Origin of the sequence: Microcoleus harperi Pol14_C6, from assembly GCF_036701295.1 — a bacterium.
Classification (GTDB): Bacteria; Cyanobacteriota; Cyanobacteriia; order Cyanobacteriales; family Microcoleaceae; genus Microcoleus.
The window spans coordinates 67922-86606 of sequence record NZ_JAUBQN010000012.1; the positions used below are offsets into that span (position 1 = coordinate 67922).

Genomic DNA, 18685 nt, shown 5'->3' on the forward strand with positions numbered 1-18685 from the left:
ATGATTAATTAAGCGTTTCGGCCCATAAGCAGATAAGTCATCATATCGCCTTTGCCCTTCACTGGAATCACGCCGCGCTCCTCAAAAACGTACTTACCCCGCAGGCGCTCGTAGGTAGCAACTGTCACCTGAATGCTGCCGGGGACGCCTTGAGATTCCATCCGGGAAGCTGTATTTACCGTATCTCCCCACAAATCGTAAGTAAATTTTTTAGTACCGATTACCCCAGCTTCTACCGGGCCTGTGTGGATGCCGATGCGAATGCTGAGCGGCTGACCTCCCTTGGTATGTATCTTAGTCATTGCTGCTTGAATTTCCAGCGCCATTTCGGCGATCGACTCGGCGTGGTCGTCGCTGGGCGTCGGCAAACCGCCAACCACCATATAAGCATCGCCGATCGTCTTAATTTTCTCAAGTCCGTAGCGCTCGGCCAACTCGTCAAAAGCCGAAAAAATCTCGTTGAGCAACTCCACCAATTGGGCCGGCGATAAATGAGCCGAAAGCTTGGTAAAACCGACCAAATCGGCAAACATCACTGTTACCTCAGCGAAACTGTCTGCGATCGTAATTTCCCCGTGTTTGAGGCGCTGCGCGATCGCCTTCGGTAAAATATTTAACAGCAAACGCTCGGACTTTTCCTTTTCCTGGGCCAACTCATGTAAATACGCCTGTTCCTTATCCCGCAGCCGCTTCTTTTCCAGACAAGCGCTAATCCGAGCCTTGAGCAATACCGGATTGAACGGTTTAGAAAGATAATCCTCCGCCCCCAACTCTATACACCGGACGATACTGTCGATATCGTCCACCGCCGAAATCATAATTACCGGGATGTAGCGTAACTTTTCATCCGCCTTCAGACTTTCGAGCACCTGATAGCCGTTCATTTGCGGCATCATAATGTCTAGGAGAACCAAATCAAAAGGCTCTGTTCGCAACATTTCCAGAGCTTGGAGACCATCTTCAGCAACACTCACCAAATGGCCTTGACGCTGAAGTCGGCGGGCCAGCAAATCGCGGTTTACCTCATTGTCGTCAACAACCAGCACGCTGCCCTCATCACCTTTCATGTCAGGGCCTCTTTCAGAAGCGTTTCAATTTTACCCAAAAGTCGGGGAAACTCGACAGGTTTAGTGTCGTAGTCATTGCAGCCGGCAGCCAGACACTTTTCACGATCGCCCGCCATTGCGTGAGCCGTCAGCGCAATCACCGGAATCCTGCTAGTTTCAGGAGCCGCCTTAATTTGCTGCGTTGCTTGCCACCCGTCGAGAACCGGCAGACTCATATCCATCAGAATCAAATCCGGTACCTTCGCGAGCGCCATCGACACCCCCTCAGCACCGTCAACAGCAATAAAGACCTCATGTCCCTTCCGGGCCAGACGCCTGGAAAGCATATCTCTGTTCATTTCGTTATCTTCGACCAACAGGATTTTAGCCATTGGTGTTCTCCTTGCCTTTCGAGTCGTACCTGCGATCGAACCTGTCATTGACTATAGAGCGAACATCGCGCAACAAAGTATCGCAACTGTAGACTCCCTTTTGTAGCACCCGCTCGACGTAGCCATTTAGTTGCTGGCTTTCGGCCTGTGTCAAGTTTTTTCCCGTGATCACAACAATCGGTATAGGATCTCCTGAATGGGATTTGCGAATTTCCCCGATCAACTCAAAACCATCCATTTCTGGCAACATCAAATCCAGTAATATCAGGTGCGGGCGAGCAACTTTTAGCCGATCGAGAGCAGCGCGTCCGCTGTCAGCTTCCGTTACTGCCCAGCCTTGTGTTTCTAGTACGCATCGCAGTATTTCGCGCGTGGCAAGGTCGTCTTCCACAATTAGAATCTGACAGGTCAAATTGTTACTTGCAACGCCGTCTTGGTCGCGTCGGTACTTGTTCAACAAGGCAGCCAGCCGTTTGCCGTCCACTGGTTTGGTGAGGTAGTCCGAGGCACCCAATGCAAAGCCGAGGCTTTTGTTGCCCACAAAGGATAGCAGGATTACGGGAATTTCGGCAAGGTCAGGATCGGCCTTCAGCGCTGAGAGTACCGCCCAGCCGTCCATTCCGGGCATGATCACGTCCAGGGTAATGGCGTCTGGCCGTAGTTGCTTAGCGAGCCGGAGAGCTTGCTCGCCACTGCCGGCGACTTCTATGTGCAGTCCTTGGCGACTGAGGGTGCGCTGGATTAAATCCCGCGATATCGGGTCGTCGTCCACTACCAGCACCGTACCCACAGCGGGGGCGTGCGGAGGGCTAGTGCTGTCGTGGACTTTGTTGGGGATTTCCGGCTGTTTGATGGCTTTGGGCAAGAGCACGGTGAAAGTGGTGCCTGCGCCCAAGGTGCTGCTGACCTCAATGCTGCCGCCCATCATCTGACAGAAGCGCTGGCTGATTGCTAGTCCCAAACCAGTGCCACCGTACTCGCGGGTAGTCGAGGCATCAGCTTGGGTGAAAGGTTGGAAAACTCGCTCCAATTGCTCTTGTGTCATGCCGATGCCGGTGTCGGCGACGCGGAAACTTAAAAATTCGGAGTTGGAAATTAAAATTTGGGAAGATTCCTCTTGATTTTTCATTTTTAATTGTTCATTTTTAATTCTTTCCACTCCGATCGCAATTCTCCCGTTTTGTGTGAACTTGGCAGCGTTGCTGAGCAAGTTAAGCAGCACTTGCCGCACTTTGGTCATGTCCGCGTGCATGGTGTCGAGGTTGTCTGGAAAGTACACTTCTAGGGTATTACCGTTTTTCTCGACCAGCGGCCTGGCCGTGGCAACAGCACTTTCAATTAAGGTATGGATGTCGAAGGTTTCTAAGTAGAGATCCATTCGGCCTGCTTCAATTTTAGAAATATCTAGGATGTCGTCAATCAGAGACAGCAGGTGTTTGCCGGCGCTGCAGATTTTTTCAAGGTCGGGAACTGATTCGCAACTACCCAATTCTTCGGCTTCTTCTTGAAGCATTTCGCTGTAGCCGATGATGGCATTGAGGGGTGTGCGAAGTTCGTGGCTCATGTTGGCGAGAAATGTGCTTTTTGCTCGGTTGGCTGATTCTGCTGCTTCTAGGGCCAACTGCATGGCGGATTCTGCCTGTTTGCGATCGGTGATGTCTTGGACTGTGCCTTCGTAGTACAAAACCCTGCCGTTTTCGTCGCAGATGCTGCGCGCGTTTTCAGAAATCCAGATCGTGCTACCGTCTCGGCGGTATATTTGGGATTCAAATTTTGACACTTGGCGGCGCGCGCGCAATTGGGCCATAAACTCGGCGCGCCGATTGGGGTTAACGTAAAATTGACAGTTTATATCGGTGAGTTCGGCAAGCATTTGGGTACAGGATTCGTAGCCGTAAATTCTAGCTAGTGCGCTATTGCCGCTGAGGTAGTGCCCGGTCGGCGTTGTCTGGAATATGCCTTCGACTGCGTTTTCAAAGATGCTGCGGTATTTTGTTTCGGATTGTCTCAATGCTGCTTCTGCTCGCTTGCGCTCTAGGACATTGGCGAGCATTTCTCCTACCATTTTTAGCTGTGTGGATATTTCGGTTGCTCGACCTGCTGTTTGCTTTAAGCCATCGACTCCGAGAAATCCTACTAGGTTTTTACTACAAATTAGGGGAATAATTATCAGCGATTGAATATTTTTTAGCTGTTTTTTAAATTCTAAATTATTGAGGGAAGCGCCAATCGAAGGTATTGAGGTCGTTTCTGTTTGATTGACTGTTTTGGATGGGGAGTCTGTATGGAATTCGGTTGAATTTTGACCGATAAAATAGGCTATTTCGGCTTTGTCTGGGGGCGGTAGTTCACCGATTTCTGGAATATAAAGGCATTCCCCGCGATCGAGTTTTTCTGCGATCCAAGGGATTTGTGCGATGTCTAGGTGTTTGTCGGTACTGTCTTTGACTGCCGGAAAGCTTTCGCCGCACCACTCGTAGGTTTTGTCGGCGCGGGTTTTGTCTTCTGATAACAGGTAGATGTAACTGCGGTCAAACCCGCTCCAGGTGGCTATCGCTTCCAGGGTTTGAGCGATGCCTTTGTCTATTTCTGATAAGGGCTGGCTGATGAAATCGGTTGACAAACGGGCAATCAACTGAGCGAATTCTATTTGATACTGCAAAGATTCTTCTACTTTTTTGAGTTCGGTAACGTCTCGAAAGCTCCAGACTCTACCGACTGTTTGCGCTCCAACTTTTGATGGCAACGAATTTAATTCAATAATTTTTCCGTCTTTAAATTCTAATAGTTCGCTAATTTGAGTATCTGAATCTGCCGACACTTTGATCACGTTTTGGAGAAATCTTTGCGGGTATTTTAATTGTTCCCTGTCGAAGGGGAATTCTGTTTCGATCGTGTTTTTGAGTGTGCCCAAGGTCGATCGGCTCAACTTTCCTTGGCTGGCGGACAAACCCCACATCTCTAGAAATTTCTGATTATAATTACATATATTGCCGTTTCTGTCAACCGCCAGAATTCCTGCATCTGTAGATTTTAGAACTGCTTGCAGTATCGAGAGTGATTGCTTGTGTTCTCTAATCTCAAAAATGTCAAAAAACACCAAGACTGATATTTCGCGACCCTCAACTGCGGGATGGAAAAAATAGGAAACGGGTAAAATCTTGCCGTCGCGACACAAAAACTCGTCGTCCCAATTGCTGGAAGGTTGACTGGAAGCGATCGCCTCTTGTAAATCTAGTGTAGGTGCGATAGTCGCATCTTGACTTTTACTTAGCGACTGTTTCGGATCTGTCAAAAGTGAGGATTTCTTGCCTTTGTTTTGCTTCCCGATGCGCTCTAGCAGGAAAACGCCTGCAAGTTCCGATTCTCGCCACCCCAACAAGCGTTCTGCCTCTGCATTCACCGAGATTACACAGCCCTTCGCGTCAAGGATACACAATCCCGCCCCCAAACTGTTGACACTCGCCCGCAGTCGATCGAATTCTGAAGCTGTTGCAGAGTCTTGAGGGGACTGGGGCGAGTCAGTTAAATCCTTTAATGCCACCGTCTCCAAGTTAAAACAATCTTCCTGCTGAAGTTCTTGCTGACTCTGAACTCGGTCATAGCTAAAACTTACCTGCTCTAATAAAAGCTGCCACTGCTCAGCAGTGGGAGGGGGAGACTCGCCGACTAAACCGAGCTGTTCGAGTTGGCGCTGGAGGTGGGGGTGCATATTTTCTGGCGCTTTGTAAGCAACTTTCTACAGTATATCTTTTTAATTAATAGTATATATACGTAGGTATACCGTTAGGGGACAAGTACGGGATCGAAGTCTATCACAGGTTTTATTGAGAAGCCGAGGGATCATGTCTCCTCTCCAAAATCTTTCAAACTGCGCTAATTATAAATTCTCCGATTTTTTAAGGTTGGTCAACCAACCAATCCTCTGAATGTCGGCAGCACGCTCAAAAATAATAATATCATCTTATCAAGTCAATACTCAGGAAAGTTTGGGTAACGATACTACAAGCTTTACAGGGTAAGGCTCATAAAAAAGTCGAATTAAATTCAAGACCAGGGTGGATCTGACATTGATTGAATTATCCACAGTCAATCAATGTCAAGCGAGAATCAGTCCTTGGGCTATAGAAAAACTGTTCGGAATATTAATCAAGTGAACTTAGCCTCAAAAACTAGGTTGCCACCAAAAAACGATCGCGGACGCGGCTACTGGACAGGAAAATTTATTATTCCCATGCCAGCGGAAACGATTTCAGCACTTTTTGTATTTACTCATAAATTAATTAGGGTAATCTAACCCGCCCTAATCTTCTACCTCTATAGCAATTCTCAATTATTGGTAAATTTATTATTACCTCAGAAGGATGGCGGTAGGATTGGCGTGGGGGTTATTATTACTAATAACCTAAAATTACTATATAAAAATTTTTAACAAACTAATTTTATAATATGAGTAATTATGTGCAAAATCTCCTGCTTTCCTAGCGAAATAATCAGCCAATAGCAGAGGCAAACAAAAGTTGTAGGCATCGAAAATAACTGTCAAAAAAAATATTAGTCGTCAGACTTTTCGGTTGAGATCGAAAGGTCTGTGAAAATAGCTGGCAGCCGAATTGTAAAAGTAGAACCTTTGTCCACCTCGCTGAATGCAGTAATGTCTCCGCCCATCATTTCGCAGAATTTCTTAGTAATCGTCAGCCCTAAACCAGTGCCACCGTACTTCTTAGTAGTTGAAGAATCGGCTTGCGTGAAAGGCTCAAAGATTCTGGCTAACTGTTCGGGACTCATGCCAATGCCGGTATCTTTGACCGTAAAAATGATCCAATCTTGAGCGGAAGATAAGAGAGACAAGCTATTTTCAGCTTGGCTACCTCCTCTATACGCTCCAAGTTTTTTGCCTTTCTTTGCAGCGTCGGCGGGGGTTTCGACGGATCGGGTAACGGCGAATGTAATCGCGCCGGAGCAAGTAAATTTCGCGGCATTGCTAAGGATGTTGAGCAGACACTGCCGGAGTTTAGTCAAGTCGGTCTGCATCGAGCCAATATCCTCGGGGCATTGTATTTCTAGGATATTGCTATTTTTGTCTGCCATCGGCGCGATCGTGGTTACTACTTGCTCAACCAGAGTTGAAATGGTGAATGTTTCGACGTGCAAGTCGGTGCGCCCTGCTTCTATTTTGGTCAAGTCGAGAATATCTTTAATCAGCGCGAGTAGGTGCTGACCGGCCGTGTTAATTCTCTGGAGGTCGTCGATGAACTCTTCGGCACCGAGGTCTCGGGCGTCTTCTTGCAGGATCTCGCTGTAGCCGATGATGGCGTTGAGAGGGGTTCTGAGTTCGTGACTCATGTTGGCGAGAAAAATGCTTTTCGAGCGATTTGCAGCTTCGGCGGCTACTGCGGCCCGGCGGAATTCTTCGGAACGCAAGCGTTCGGTGATGTCGGTGGTCATGATTAAAACGCACTGAGTGTTGCCGAGGTGGATGAGTTCCACTGACAGCAGCCAGTCGCGCACTTCGCCGGCTTTGGTGCGAATTTTGATTTCTTGGTTGCTGATCGAATTTTGTGATTGCAAAATCTGGGCGAGCCGCCCCCCGTCTTCTGAATTGACGAATATTCCTAAGTCGTTGGCGGTGCGGCCGATAAATTCGTGCCGCAGCCAGCCTAATGAGCGCAAAAAGCTTTCGTTGGCATCGAGGAAGCATCCGTCTGTGAGGGTGCAGATGCTGATGCCGACTGGGGAGGCGTGAAAAGCCTTGGAAAATCTTTCTTCTGAAGAACGCAGGGCGGCTTCGGCTTGCTTTCTGTCTGTGATGTCTTGGACGGTGCTGGTGATGTAGAGGGAGGTGACGGCGGCTTGTTCGTAGACTGTGCGGTTGCTGCCGTCGGGGAGTATGAGCCTGTAGTCGATGCTGTAAGGCTGTTGCTGAAATAAAGCGGCTTCGATCGAGGTTTTGACTAATTCTCTGTCTTCAGGGTGCACGTATTCCAAGAAGGCTTCCAGGCTGGGTTCAAAAGTTCCCGGTTCCTGTCCCAAGATGCGGTAAATTTCCTCTGACCACCGCAATTGCTGGGCGTTGCGGTCTAAGTCCCAGTTACCTAGCTGGGCGATGCGTTGGGCGTTAGCGAGGCTGGCTTCGCTGGCGCGCAGGGAGGCTTCTGCTTGGTGACGTTCGGCGACGGTGGCAGCTAAGACTAAGCCGGTGACGGCGATGACGGCGATGAAGGCTTGCAGGGATAACAGTGCTTGGGGGATACTGCTGGCGTGTTTGAGGAAGGGGCCGCTGCCTCGGGCGATACCCCAGATGGCGAAGCCGCAGAGGATGAGGTTGGAGAGGGCCGTGTAGCGCTGACCGAATCGAAAGGCCGCCCAAACTACGAGCGGAAATGGTAAGTATTCGAGGGGATAGCGGGCGTAGGCGGCGCGGGTGCGGGAGCAGAAGACGAGCCAGCCGAGTGCTAGTAGCAGCAGCAGCCAAATCGCTCGTTCAGCTATCTGTTTACGATGGGTGGGGACTTTGGGCAATTGTTGCCACGTCAGTAGCAGCGGGGCGACGAGCAAAATTCCCATAGCGTCTCCCACCCACCAAGTCCCCCAAATCGTGCCAAAATTGCTCCAGCTAGATAAACCGGTCAGGCATACGACGATGCTGCCGATGGTGGAGTTGATCAGGGTAGATCCCAACGCTGCTAGTGCGACTATTCCTAAAACGTCTTTGAGCCGATCGAGCCTGGCGCTAAAGTTAATGCCCTGGAGTAGATAAGTTCCCGTCCACGCTTGCAGGGTTCTGGCACCTGCCGAGATCAATGCCGTGCCGATGTTGGCCGACGGTACGCTCATGCTGAACAGGAAGCCTCCGATCGCTATTCCCGGCCACAGTTGTCGCCCAAACAGCAGCAGGGCGACTTGGGCAATTCCTGCTGCTGGCCACATCGGGTAAATTTCTGAACTGAGGGTGAGGGTGGAAATGGCGAATTGCGACGCCCAATAGTAGACCAGGGCGATCGCGCCTACTGCGAGGAAGTACCGCCAGGAATGTCCTTTGATTGCATTAAGGAACTTTGTCTGCATGGTCGTTTGGGGAAAAGGTGGACGGTTGTTGGGATCTCAGTAGGTGGCACGGGACAGGCACGGGGTAGAGAAAATGTTTCTATTAGGTGATGGTAGGTCATGGGTGGTAGGTAGTGGGAGAAGCTTTTGAGCTAACTTTTTGTAGTGCCGTTGAGGGATCGGTTTTTTTGTTCCCTCAAATCTGCCCATGAATTTCGGGAGTATCGCTTTTTTGTAAATATATCTCTAATGGCTAAGCAATTGGTTTGTAAATTTTTGGTTTTTGTTAAAAATTTATTACCCAGCGAGAGCGGGTGTCTTTTTGTGTCTGGCGATCGTAACTCTATTCACCCTAACATCTTGCATCACGATCGATAATACCTACCATACCTAAAATACAAATAAGAGCGACGTAAAATCTCTCTTTTTACGTAAGTTTGGCGCAAGCAACACGGTTTCTGATTAGAAGTGCAGGCGGTAGTGATTTTCACTATATTTTTAACCAATCAATCGAGGCTTTCAGTCTTTCGCTCGAATACAGTGAAAGCGGATAATTTACAAACAATAAAAAATATTTTTTATTGTCTATTTCTCTTTGGCTGTTGCAATATCTAAGGTTAGTGTCAAACGCTCTTGAGATTCTTTAAGAGCGTCTTGGGGGTTGCGGCCCAGAAGGGTTGCCTCTATGGCGCGACCGAGGTTTTCTGACAGGCGGGAGTAACCTGATATAATGGGTCGCGCTCTGGCTGAGTTCATTTGTTCTAAAAATACTCGCAAAACAGGGTTTTTTTCCACAAAGCTTTGATAAGCTTGGCTCTGTCTCGATTTTAAGTTAATGGGCAAATAACCTGTTCCCAATGCCCATGCTGTTTGGAATTCTTCACCTATAACGTATTCTAAGAATACTAGGGCTGCTCGCTCTCGTTCTGGCGAGGTTTTCATTAAAAATAGGTTTTCACCCCCTACGACGGCTGCGGGGCGTTTGAGAATCGGTAAAGGCATTGCTGCGTAGTCGATCGCGCTTTGCTGCAACTGTGCTAGCGTCCATGGCCCGGTGATTTGCATGGCGACTTTGCCGGCGATGAAGTTGTCGAGTTCGTAACCGCGTTCGGGTGCTGACAATATTGCTGAACCTTCTGTTAACAAGTCGCTCCACAATTCTAAGGCTGCATGAGAACCGGGATTATCTATTTGGGGTACAGGACTTTGAGGTATTTCGCCTTTGAGTTCGCCACCTGCGCTGAACATGAATGGCAGCCAGGTAAATACTGTCCATTCTCCCTTGCCTAGGGGGAGCACTATGCCGTGTTGATCTGTGCGGCCGTCTCCGTTGGTGTCTTGCGTGAGCGATCGGGCTACTTGCTTTAATTGCGTCCAATTCTGCGGCACTTCTTTAATTCCTGCTGCTGCAAATAAGCTGGGACGGTAAAATATGGCGACGTTGTTTGTCCCTAGAGGAACTGACCAAGTGTGTCCGCCGAGTTCCATTGACTCGAACAGTGCCGGGTAGATTTCTGCTTTGCGGGGCGATTTGTTGAGCCAGTTTTCTAAGGGTTGAATTGCGTTGAGTTCTGCGAGTTTTCCTGAAATTGTGGCAGCATTCCAAAGCAAATCCGGTGGTGCATTTCCAACTATGGCTGTTAGTATTTTGGGCAGTTGTTGGTCTGGCTGACCTATATAAACTGGTTTAACCTGGATGTTGGGATGGGTTTTGTTGAATTGGTCTGTGAGGGTTTGAAATACGTCGCGATTTGGTGGAGGATTGATGCCGTGCCAGAGCGTGAGTTCGATCGGCTCGCCGTTTCTTGAGGTTGGGATAGTGCTGTTTTGACAGCCGCTTAATATTAGCAAACTTACTATCAGTAAAATGACGAAAGCTAGTTTTAGTTTCATATTAATTGTTTTGGATAAGTTGGATAAAATCATTTTTTAGGTGGATTAATGGAAGAAGTTTTCTTTAACTGCAGATGAACGCGGATGCACGCGGATAGTTAGAGGTTGGTAAAATGAGCTAAATCTCGAAAATATGCTGGTAGGTGATTTCTCTCTCCATCCGAGGTGTTTTGAAACAAAACGGTGAAAGCTCCTGCTCCTAGTTTATCTTGCGGCCACATCCGATAGCAAGGAATTTCTGTCAGGTGCGATCGATATGTTTCTAAATGAGGAACAGTGAGTGGCTCAAATTCTGGGAATTTGCTTAACAGCCATTCGTTGACTTGTTCGTTTTCTGCGGTTGAATAAGTGCAGTTCATGTATGCAATATAACCTGGTCGCGCTACAATTTTAGCAGAATTGGCTAAAAAAAAAAATTCGGTTGGCATTGCTGTTGAGGGTGACATGATGAAAGCATCCGGGTGCTTTGTCTCCTTTTGCTAAGAGTGACTGACCAGTATAAGGAGCATCTACTATTACTAAGATAGCAGTTAGTGGTATCTTCTCGGTAAGTATTTTTGAATCGAGGTTAGTGGGGACGGATGGTTTAATTTGGCAGGGTTTTACATTCGAGATCGGAATTCCTATGCGTTTGCCTATGACTTCGTTGCACAACAGCAATTCTGGCTTTAAGGTTTTCCAAACAAATATACTTTTTCCTTCGTGGGCGGTGTACATATCTAAGATTAGTTTGATTGACTGGGATATTGTTAACAATGTTGAGGCGGCTAAAATTGAGGAAAAGTCGAGACAGTAGTAATGTTATGCTTGATGTAAGGAATGTTTTACCGACTGTGATTCTAAGGCTAATTTCTACAAATGGCGGTTGCCAAGAAACGGCAATTTCGACAGTAAATGGGTTTTCTGTTGGTTTGGGTTGCACTCACCACATAGCAGGATTAAAAGCTTGGGGATTGGTGACTTCATGAAAAAACTTTTCTTGTTCGGCGGTGTCTGCAAATAAGCTGCGGCTGAGTTTAAGCAGGAGAGTAGACGGTTTTTTATTGTTTGGAGAGATATGATAAGATTGAGATTAGCAGTGACAAAGGTAGATTAGATGATAATTCTTAGTGTAGAAGAGTTATAGTTAACTTGGGAAGAACGGATGCAAATGTGGTTGCGTCTATCAAACCCATTGCTTTGGATCGTTCGAGTCGGGGTGCACCTGAGTACCAATCGAGATACTTTTTGCCGCTGGCACAAGTCGGAACTATTCTCGAAGTGTATAATCTAGGAGCAAAATGCTATTATTCTATCTAAAAACAAAAATTGCATGAACTCGGTGGGTAAAAACACTCATAAACTAGCTTGTATCATAGCTCCTACGTGTTTAAGAGTCTCTACAATATACTTTGGTTTTTGCCATTACCTACTTGATAACTAATCAGTAATGACTGAGGACTACTTACTAATAACTAAGAATCTATGAAAATTGTCTTTTTTGGCACTCCCGATTTTGCTGTTCCTACTTTATCCAGTTTGCTGAGTCATCCAGAATTTGAGGTTGTGGGTGTGGTGACTCAGCCGGACAAACGCCGAGGAAGGGGCAATCAATTGATGCCTTCACCTGTAAAAGATGTGGCTTTAAATCACAGTCTCCCGGTTTGGCAGCCACGCCGAATTAAGAAGGATGCGGAAACAATTGCCACATTGCGGGAAGCAGAAGCTGATTTTTTTGTGGTCGTGGCTTATGGCCAAATTCTTTCTCAAGAAATACTGGATATTCCTAATTTGGCTTGCGTTAACGTTCACGGTTCAATTTTGCCGAAGTATCGCGGTGCAGCACCGATTCAGCGCTGTCTTTATGACGGGGAAAAGACAACAGGAATTACTACTATGCTGATGGATGCTGGCATGGATACTGGGGCGATGCTATTGAAGGCTTTTGCTGGTATTTCACTGTTGGATAATGCTGAGTCTTTGGCAGATAGGTTGGCGGAAGTTGGGGCGGATTTGTTGATAGAAACTTTGGTGAGGTTGAGGGATGGAGAAGTTAAAGCTGTTCTTCAAGATGATGCTGAGGCGACTTATGCGCCGATGATTAAGAGTGCAGATTATGTGCTGGATTGGTCGAAAAGTGCGATCGCCCTTCACAATCAAGTTAGGGGCTTTTTCCCGGATTGCACGACGACTTTTCGGGGCAATTCTTTGAAGGTGATGGCGACAGTGCCTGTCGGGCCGGAATATTGGCTGCAAATGCCAGCGGATTTGAGAGTTTTGGAACGCGAATGGCCTGTTTTAGCCCAGTTATCGGGCGCAAATGGGGAAGTTGTCAAGGTTGTGAAGGGTTTGGGGGCGATCGTCCAAACCGGTGATGGTTTATTATTGTTGCGGGAGGTACAGTTGGCGGGGAAAAAGGTGCAGTCTGGGGTGGATTTTGCGAACGGAACTCGGTTGGCGGTAGGGGAAGTTTTTGGGGGTTAAATTGTATCTTTAGGGCGGGCATCCTGCCCACCCCACAATATTTGGAAGCAAAATCATCTTGTAATTAGATGCGCGACAGTTGACCTAAAATTCGACCAAAACCTCCTCTTTCTCTCCCAACAAACCCTGCGCCGCCTCTAACATACTCTCAGCAACATCTTTCAAATCTTCGCGACTTGCTAAATAAGTTTTCAAAGCTTCTAACGGTTCTATACTATTATTAGCATTCAATTCTGGCAACCGCGGCCTCGCTAGCTGACTGACTAATTCCGGTTGGATTGTGTAGCTGTGCGCTTCGCCCAGAAGCGTGTGCAATTCTCCGTTGTCGATTAAATCTAATTGTTCCGATCGCAATTGGTAAATTAATCTAACTACTGCGTCTTTAATTTCCTTCTTGCCAATAGCTTTAACTAACTCGGCTTGCGGGTGATCCGATTCGGAAACATTCACTTTAATAGTCTGAAATACCCGCACGGGCAAAGTGCAAAATTCCCACTCAGCTTTTCCCCGTTCCAAATTAACTAACACAAAACCTTTATCTTCTTTCTCTTCGCTAAAATCAACTCGTTCGATACTTCCCGGATAAATTACGGGCGGATTGTTGGAAGCATTGAGATTTTGGTGTTTGTGTACGTGGCCGAGAGCAACGTAATCAAAACAAGGGCGAGTTAGCATGGAAACAGGAATATTAAAACCTTTGCCAACTGCTAAAAAACGTTCGGCGCCCAGACTTGCTTTATCTGCCATTAAGTGCGCTAAAAGTACGGTTGGTATGTCGGGGTTGAGGCGGCGGATTTCGCCTTCCATGGCGATCGTCAGTTTTTCGGTTAATAATTGATTAACATCGCCCATAGACAGGCTTTCAGTCTCAGAACGTGTCATTAAGGTCGATCGAGTCAACCAAGGCAATGTTACCACCTGTACAGGCCCGCTGCGGGTTTGAATGAGGTGAGTGTCCAGGCGATCGCCTACAATAAACTTAGGTATTCCCAAAGTCCGGTAAATTCCCAAACTCGCGCCGCCTTGTCCCTGAGAATGTTGGTCGTGATTTCCTACTAGCAAAACCGTGGGAATTTGCGCGTCTACCAAACGGCTGAATTGGCAAGCAAAAGCCTCTTTGACAAACGGTGGAGGCGTTGAATCCGGGAAAGCATCGCCGCCGAATATGACTAAATCTACGGGTTCAGAAATTGCTCTATCCATACATTTACTCAGCGTCGCCGCGAAGTCTTCCAAGCGCGTATTTAAACCGGTTTCTGGATTAATCCGCCCGTGGGAAAAGCCGCTTCCCATGTGAATATCTGAAAGGTGAAGAATTTTAATCATTGTTCTTTTCTATTTGTTAGTTAAGCTATTTTGCATTGAAATTGTGTGTCAATAATTCATCAAATTATTGTGGGTGGGCTTCTAGCCAGCCCTGAATATGCAATTTAAATCTGCCGTGGCGGAAAAGGTTATTTCATACATCACAATATGATGCCGGGGACTTTTTCATAGATTTCGCTAATTGGACAACTAAAATTCGCACTAACAAATTCTACTCTATCTCCTTGTCCGTAAGTTTGAGAAACCCAATTTCCCTCAGCATTGAGTCGAAAACACTCAATTTTGATCTCAGATTGAGTGATGAGTACGTATTCTTGCAAACTCGGAGAAGTTTGGTAATCGACAAATTTATCGCCCCTGTCAAAAGATGCAGTTGAGGGAGATAGCACCTCAATAATTAGAGATGGATAGAGAATGAAGTCTTCGGTGGAACTTGTATCTCTTTCGTCGCAAGTCACCGCTACATCAGGATAGTAATAGCAATTTGCCTCTTCCAGTCGGACTTTTATATCTGATGAAAGAACTAAGCAGGAACTCTCGCGGAGATGATTGTTAAGCAAACTTGCTAAATTTACTGAAATAACAATGTGAGGCTTTTTTGCCCCTGTCATTGCATAAACGTGTCCGCGTCTGTATTCGTGTTTTATGGGGCTTACTCGTTCGCCTTCTAGGTACTCTTCTGGAGAGATGTAGAAATTATTTTTGCTAACAAACATTGATTTTTCCACCGATATTTTTATTTGACACTATTGGTTAATAATCGCATACCCGGCTGGGAAACGGCAGTACCGTTTCCCTACAAATTTAACAAAACTCCAGAAATCGGGCGTGCCACAGTTTGCCGCTTTCTGTCAAACCCTGCGCTCGCACTTTAATTTTGACACTTTTGGGGTTAGCCTCGTAGAGTCGGGCAATTTCCTGCATTTCCTCCGCGCTAAACCCAGTTCCCACGGTTCCTACTGGGACTAATTTGCCATCAATTTCTTGCGCTACTTTGACGGCGCTAAACGGCCGCCCCGCCACTTTTGTCGCCGTCAATCCCACAATAAACAAATCGTGTTCTTGACAGTATTTAGTCCTCACCATCGGATATTTTTTAATATCTTTGCCGCCGACATAGCGGCAGTTGTGCAACACCCACACTTCACCTTCTCTATTTTCAGATTCCTGCTGATTTGCCAGGACGAGTTTTTCGGATGCAGTGCGAAATGTCGGTACAACTTCAAAGGCTGGGGATAAATTTGCCAGCATTTCGCCAACTTCAACTCCCGCTGCAATCCGTTCGGATTCTGCCACGGTAGTTAAATCATTGCCTTTGAAAAACAAACTTTTAAAAATAGCATAAATGGCCTCGGGCTGAGTAGTCGGAAAACCGCTTTCAATGTTAACTGTAGCAGCTTGCGCGCCGGTGCGGTGTTCGCTGCCCGTACAGCTTTTGTAATACAGTTCGCCGTCTAAAACAAAGGTGCCAATTTTAGCCGCTGTGTCGATTAATGTGCGATCGATCTCAATCGATGCTTGTTGCCGCAGGTTAGTCGATCGCGATTGGTAGTATACTTTATCTGGCGTCGCAATTACCACTACTCGATTGCCGTCGCGCTTTGGCTGTCCCCAATAATCGGGGTTTTCTATGTAATAAGAACGTTCACTGGGCGCGTCCACAGGCTGCATGGTTACAATTCTTCCCGGCTGCAAGTGCGCCGGCAATTCGGGAACAATCGGATGGTAGACTGTTTCTATTTTTGGGTCAGAAGTTGATTGTTTAGCAGGATCGATATCGGCGGTAGAATTGTGTCGAGTATTGAGGGCGATCGGCTTTTCTCCGGTTTCCAATTCCAAGGCTCTTTTCCAAAAGCCGATCGCCATTTCCGGATATCCTTCCGACTCCGCGCACAGTGCAAAACCAGTAACTTTTGCCGTACCAATTCCGCGCCCGTAATCAGCCAAATACTGCACTGCCCCCGCTTCTCCCATCAAGTGCAATTCTCGCGTTACGATGCGATTGTTCCAGCGTTCTCGAATGTCTGCGCTAATTTTTTTAGCTGCTTTTCGCTTGGCTTCTGCGTATTCGGTGCAGTCCATACTGCCTCCTTGCTGTAGGGCTATTTTGACAATATACTTTAACTTGATTCATTAGTCAAGTTAATTGAGACTCACTTGAAAACTAGCTGGTTGTGAATAAACCTACATATTTCATTTGTGAACTAGATTTATTTTTTTACCGCAGAGGCGCAGACGGCACAGAGGAAGAGAAGAAAAAGAGCGATGGGGTTGTAGTGTTGTGATTGTCAAGCGCGGTAATCTGTTCGCTGCCAATGCTAAGATAACTTCGATCGCGTATTGCGACCAATAAAGCCGTGAGTTGCGTCTTACTCGCGTTTGGTTCGCCAACTGGCGATCGCACGTTTGAGAATTTAATATCGAGTTTAATTGTACTTTTATGATGCGATTGATTTTGTACAGCAAACCCGGATGCCACTTGTGCGAAGGGTTGCAAGAAAAACTCGAACAGATTGAAAGCGTCAAATTTCAACTCGAAGTCAGAGATATTACTGAACGCGAGGACTGGTTTCAAGCTTATCAGTACGAAGTTCCAGTTTTGTTTAAAGTGCAGCCTCAGCCCAAAAATTCTACTGGCGAGGCTGCATTCTCCGCTGAAGAACTGTTACCCCGTCCTTCTCCCCGCTGTAGTGTCGCCCAATTGGAGCAAATGTTACAGAAATATTTGCAAATCGATCGGTCACAATAATACGATTTACCCAAAAACTCAGGTTTTAATCCTGACCTCGGGGTGCTCGGTGTGCAGCTTAATCTAGGCCGATAGGTTTTACACCGCGCGCGCATAAAAAAAACCTAGGGTTTGCACCGCGCACAGCAAAAACCTGTAGATGGTGGCTCAAACAATGTGTTCCGCCAGTCATATTCAAGACATTCAAGCGAGGAGTTTTTCAGATGAAATTGAGAGAATTATTAGCAGCAGTTCCCAGCATTTCCTTTGATGCCAAACATCCCGCCCTCGATGCCGAAGTCAAGGGTTTATCCACTAATTCCCACGCTTGTCAGGCGGGCGATTTGTTTTTGGGAATGCCGGGAACGCGCGTAGATGGGGGAGATTTTTGGCAAAGTGCGATCGAATCTGGTGCACTTGCCGCCATAATTTCCACCCAAGCAGCCGAGAAAACACCTTCGGAAGACGGGGGTACTTGCGTCATCGCAGCAGCCGATATGGCTCAAGTTTGCGGTCAAATAGCAACTGCTTTTTACGGCAATCCAGCTAGCAAATTAAAACTTGTCGGCGTTACCGGGACTAACGGAAAAACTACAACAACTCATTTAATCGAATTTTTGCTCAATGAAATGCAGTTGCCGACGGCGATTTTTGGCACGCTTTACACTCGCTGGCCGGGCTTCCAACAAACTGCACTTTACACCACACCTTTTGCGGTTGACCTGCAAAAACAATTAGCAGAAGCTGTAGCAGCCGGATGCAAACACGGGGTGATGGAAGTCAGTTCCCACGCTTTAGCACAGCAGCGAGTTTTGGGGTGTAGTTTTGAAGTTGCTGTGTTTACAAACTTGACTCAAGATCATCTAGATTATCACCGCGATATGGAAGATTATTTTGAGGCAAAATCCCTTTTATTTGGTTCGGATTACCTTGCAAATCGCGCGGTAATTAATATTGACGACCCCTACGGGCAGCGGCTGTTTGAGACCCTCCAATCTGACCGAGTTTGGAGTTACAGCACTGTTCTGAAAACTGCAGATTTGTATGCTTTTGATTTGGAGTATCAGCCGAACGGAGTTAAGGGAATGCTGCACACTCCGAAGGGTGAAACTGCTTTTTCTTTGCCTTTAGTCGGTCAGTTCAATTTATCAAATATGTTGGCTGCTGTCGGTGCTGTTTTAGAATTGGGTTTAGATTTGTCCGCAATTGTGGAGAAATTATCTCAGTTTTCGGGAGTTCCGGGACGGATGGAACGGGTGCAAATTAGTCCCGACCAAGATATTAGCGTTATTGTCGATTATGCCCACACTCCCGACAGTTTGGAGAACTTGTTGAAGGCGTCGCGGCCATTTATTCCGGGTCAGATGATTTGCGTGTTTGGCTGCGGCGGCGATCGCGATCGCACTAAGCGACCCATCATGGGTAAAATCGTGGCAGAATTAGCCGATTTAGCTGTTGTTACTTCCGACAATCCGCGTACTGAAAATCCCGATCGCATTTTGGAGGATGTTTTAGCAGGAATTCCCGCTGCTGTAAAGCCGATCGTGATGTGCGATCGAGCCGCAGCAATTCGCACTGCTATTATGGAGGCTAAACCGGGTGATGGCGTGCTGATTGCAGGTAAGGGACACGAAGATTATCAGATTTTGGGTACCGAAAAAGTCCATTTTGACGATCGAGAACAAGCGCGAGATGCCTTGAAAGCCAGAATCAATTCGGTTAAGTGAATTTGGTTAACTGTTAACGGTTAACTGAATTCGGTTAACTGTTAACGGTTAGCTGTCCGTGGG

13 protein-coding genes are annotated in these 18685 nt (G+C 47.0%); 3 read left to right on the plus strand and 10 right to left on the minus strand.

All coding sequences use genetic code 11. The annotated features are described in order from the left end of the window. Nucleotides 1-8: 8 nt before the first annotated feature. The 7 genes from QUA27_RS11290 to QUA27_RS11320 all read right to left on the minus strand — a co-directional run bounded on the left by QUA27_RS11290 (nt 9) and on the right by QUA27_RS11320 (nt 11095). Entirely contained in the window at nt 9-1067 is a 1059-nt protein-coding gene (locus QUA27_RS11290; RefSeq protein WP_333068045.1) for an adenylate/guanylate cyclase domain-containing protein, read from the minus strand. Beyond that, entirely contained in the window at nt 1064-1438 is a 375-nt protein-coding gene (locus QUA27_RS11295) for a response regulator (RefSeq protein ID WP_015177895.1), read from the minus strand. The genes QUA27_RS11290 and QUA27_RS11295 overlap by 4 nt, the downstream gene beginning before the upstream one ends. After that, nucleotides 1431-5150 carry a response regulator gene (locus QUA27_RS11300; RefSeq protein ID WP_333068046.1) on the minus strand — a complete coding sequence of 1240 codons (3720 nt, stop codon included), beginning with the start codon at nt 5148-5150 and terminating at the stop codon, nt 1431-1433. The genes QUA27_RS11295 and QUA27_RS11300 overlap by 8 nt, the downstream gene beginning before the upstream one ends. A gap of 842 nt (nt 5151-5992) precedes the next feature. Further along, nucleotides 5993-8506 carry a sensor histidine kinase gene (locus QUA27_RS11305; protein WP_333068047.1) on the minus strand — a complete coding sequence of 838 codons (2514 nt, stop codon included), beginning with the start codon at nt 8504-8506 and terminating at the stop codon, nt 5993-5995. Nucleotides 8507-9070: 564 nt separating this feature from the next. Further along, on the minus strand, nt 9071-10411 hold the full coding sequence (locus QUA27_RS11310) for an ABC transporter substrate-binding protein (RefSeq protein ID WP_333068048.1): 1341 nt from the start codon (nt 10409-10411) through the stop codon (nt 9071-9073). Between the two features lie 65 nt (nt 10412-10476). Continuing rightward, entirely contained in the window at nt 10477-10806 is a 330-nt protein-coding gene (locus tag QUA27_RS11315) for a hypothetical protein (protein WP_333068049.1), read from the minus strand. Continuing rightward, nucleotides 10769-11095 (minus strand): hypothetical protein, encoded by a 327-nt coding sequence (locus QUA27_RS11320; RefSeq protein ID WP_333068050.1) that lies wholly within the window; start codon nt 11093-11095, stop codon nt 10769-10771. The genes QUA27_RS11315 and QUA27_RS11320 overlap by 38 nt, the downstream gene beginning before the upstream one ends. A gap of 747 nt (nt 11096-11842) precedes the next feature. Between QUA27_RS11320 and fmt the strand changes: the two genes are divergently transcribed. Further along, complete coding sequence (fmt, locus tag QUA27_RS11325; RefSeq protein ID WP_333068051.1) at nt 11843-12841, plus strand: methionyl-tRNA formyltransferase; 999 nt, start codon at nt 11843-11845, stop codon at nt 12839-12841. Nucleotides 12842-12925: 84 nt separating this feature from the next. On the opposite strand, the gene sbcD is transcribed toward fmt, so the two are convergent. From sbcD to QUA27_RS11340, 3 genes are all read right to left on the minus strand, one after another. Further along, a complete protein-coding gene (gene sbcD / locus QUA27_RS11330) occupies nt 12926-14167 on the minus strand; it encodes an exonuclease subunit SbcD (RefSeq protein WP_333068052.1) in 1242 nt (413 codons plus the stop codon). A gap of 140 nt (nt 14168-14307) precedes the next feature. After that, the gene (locus QUA27_RS11335) at nt 14308-14883 is read right to left on the minus strand and encodes a Uma2 family endonuclease (RefSeq protein ID WP_333068053.1); all 576 of its coding nucleotides are present in this window, start codon (nt 14881-14883) and stop codon (nt 14308-14310) included. A gap of 88 nt (nt 14884-14971) precedes the next feature. Next, nucleotides 14972-16249, minus strand: a complete 1278-nt coding sequence (locus QUA27_RS11340) for an ATP-dependent DNA ligase (protein WP_333068054.1) — start codon at nt 16247-16249, stop codon at nt 14972-14974. A gap of 361 nt (nt 16250-16610) precedes the next feature. Between QUA27_RS11340 and QUA27_RS11345 the strand changes: the two genes are divergently transcribed. Next, nucleotides 16611-16916, plus strand: a complete 306-nt coding sequence (locus QUA27_RS11345) for a glutaredoxin family protein (protein WP_333068090.1) — start codon at nt 16611-16613, stop codon at nt 16914-16916. A 203-nt stretch (nt 16917-17119) separates the two neighbouring features. Next, nucleotides 17120-18622 (plus strand): UDP-N-acetylmuramoyl-L-alanyl-D-glutamate--2,6-diaminopimelate ligase, encoded by a 1503-nt coding sequence (locus QUA27_RS11350; protein WP_333068055.1) that lies wholly within the window; start codon nt 17120-17122, stop codon nt 18620-18622. Nucleotides 18623-18685 lie beyond the last annotated feature (63 nt).

Coding starts and splice junctions, on each gene's coding strand:
- QUA27_RS11295 (WP_015177895.1), bottom strand. CDS start 1,438: ATGGCTAAAATCCTGTTGGTCGAAGATAACGAAATGAACAGAGATATG.
- QUA27_RS11350 (WP_333068055.1), top strand. CDS start 17,120: ATGAAATTGAGAGAATTATTAGCAGCAGTTCCCAGCATTTCCTTTGAT.
- QUA27_RS11320 (WP_333068050.1), bottom strand. CDS start 11,095: ATGTACACCGCCCACGAAGGAAAAAGTATATTTGTTTGGAAAACCTTA.
- QUA27_RS11290 (WP_333068045.1), bottom strand. CDS start 1,067: ATGAAAGGTGATGAGGGCAGCGTGCTGGTTGTTGACGACAATGAGGTA.
- QUA27_RS11305 (WP_333068047.1), bottom strand. CDS start 8,506: ATGCAGACAAAGTTCCTTAATGCAATCAAAGGACATTCCTGGCGGTAC.
- sbcD (WP_333068052.1), bottom strand. CDS start 14,167: ATGATTAAAATTCTTCACCTTTCAGATATTCACATGGGAAGCGGCTTT.
- QUA27_RS11340 (WP_333068054.1), bottom strand. CDS start 16,249: ATGGACTGCACCGAATACGCAGAAGCCAAGCGAAAAGCAGCTAAAAAA.
- fmt (WP_333068051.1), top strand. CDS start 11,843: ATGAAAATTGTCTTTTTTGGCACTCCCGATTTTGCTGTTCCTACTTTA.
- QUA27_RS11310 (WP_333068048.1), bottom strand. CDS start 10,411: ATGATTTTATCCAACTTATCCAAAACAATTAATATGAAACTAAAACTA.
- QUA27_RS11300 (WP_333068046.1), bottom strand. CDS start 5,150: ATGCACCCCCACCTCCAGCGCCAACTCGAACAGCTCGGTTTAGTCGGC.
- QUA27_RS11345 (WP_333068090.1), top strand. CDS start 16,611: ATGCGATTGATTTTGTACAGCAAACCCGGATGCCACTTGTGCGAAGGG.
- QUA27_RS11315 (WP_333068049.1), bottom strand. CDS start 10,806: ATGCCAACCGAATTTTTTTTTTTAGCCAATTCTGCTAAAATTGTAGCG.
- QUA27_RS11335 (WP_333068053.1), bottom strand. CDS start 14,883: ATGTTTGTTAGCAAAAATAATTTCTACATCTCTCCAGAAGAGTACCTA.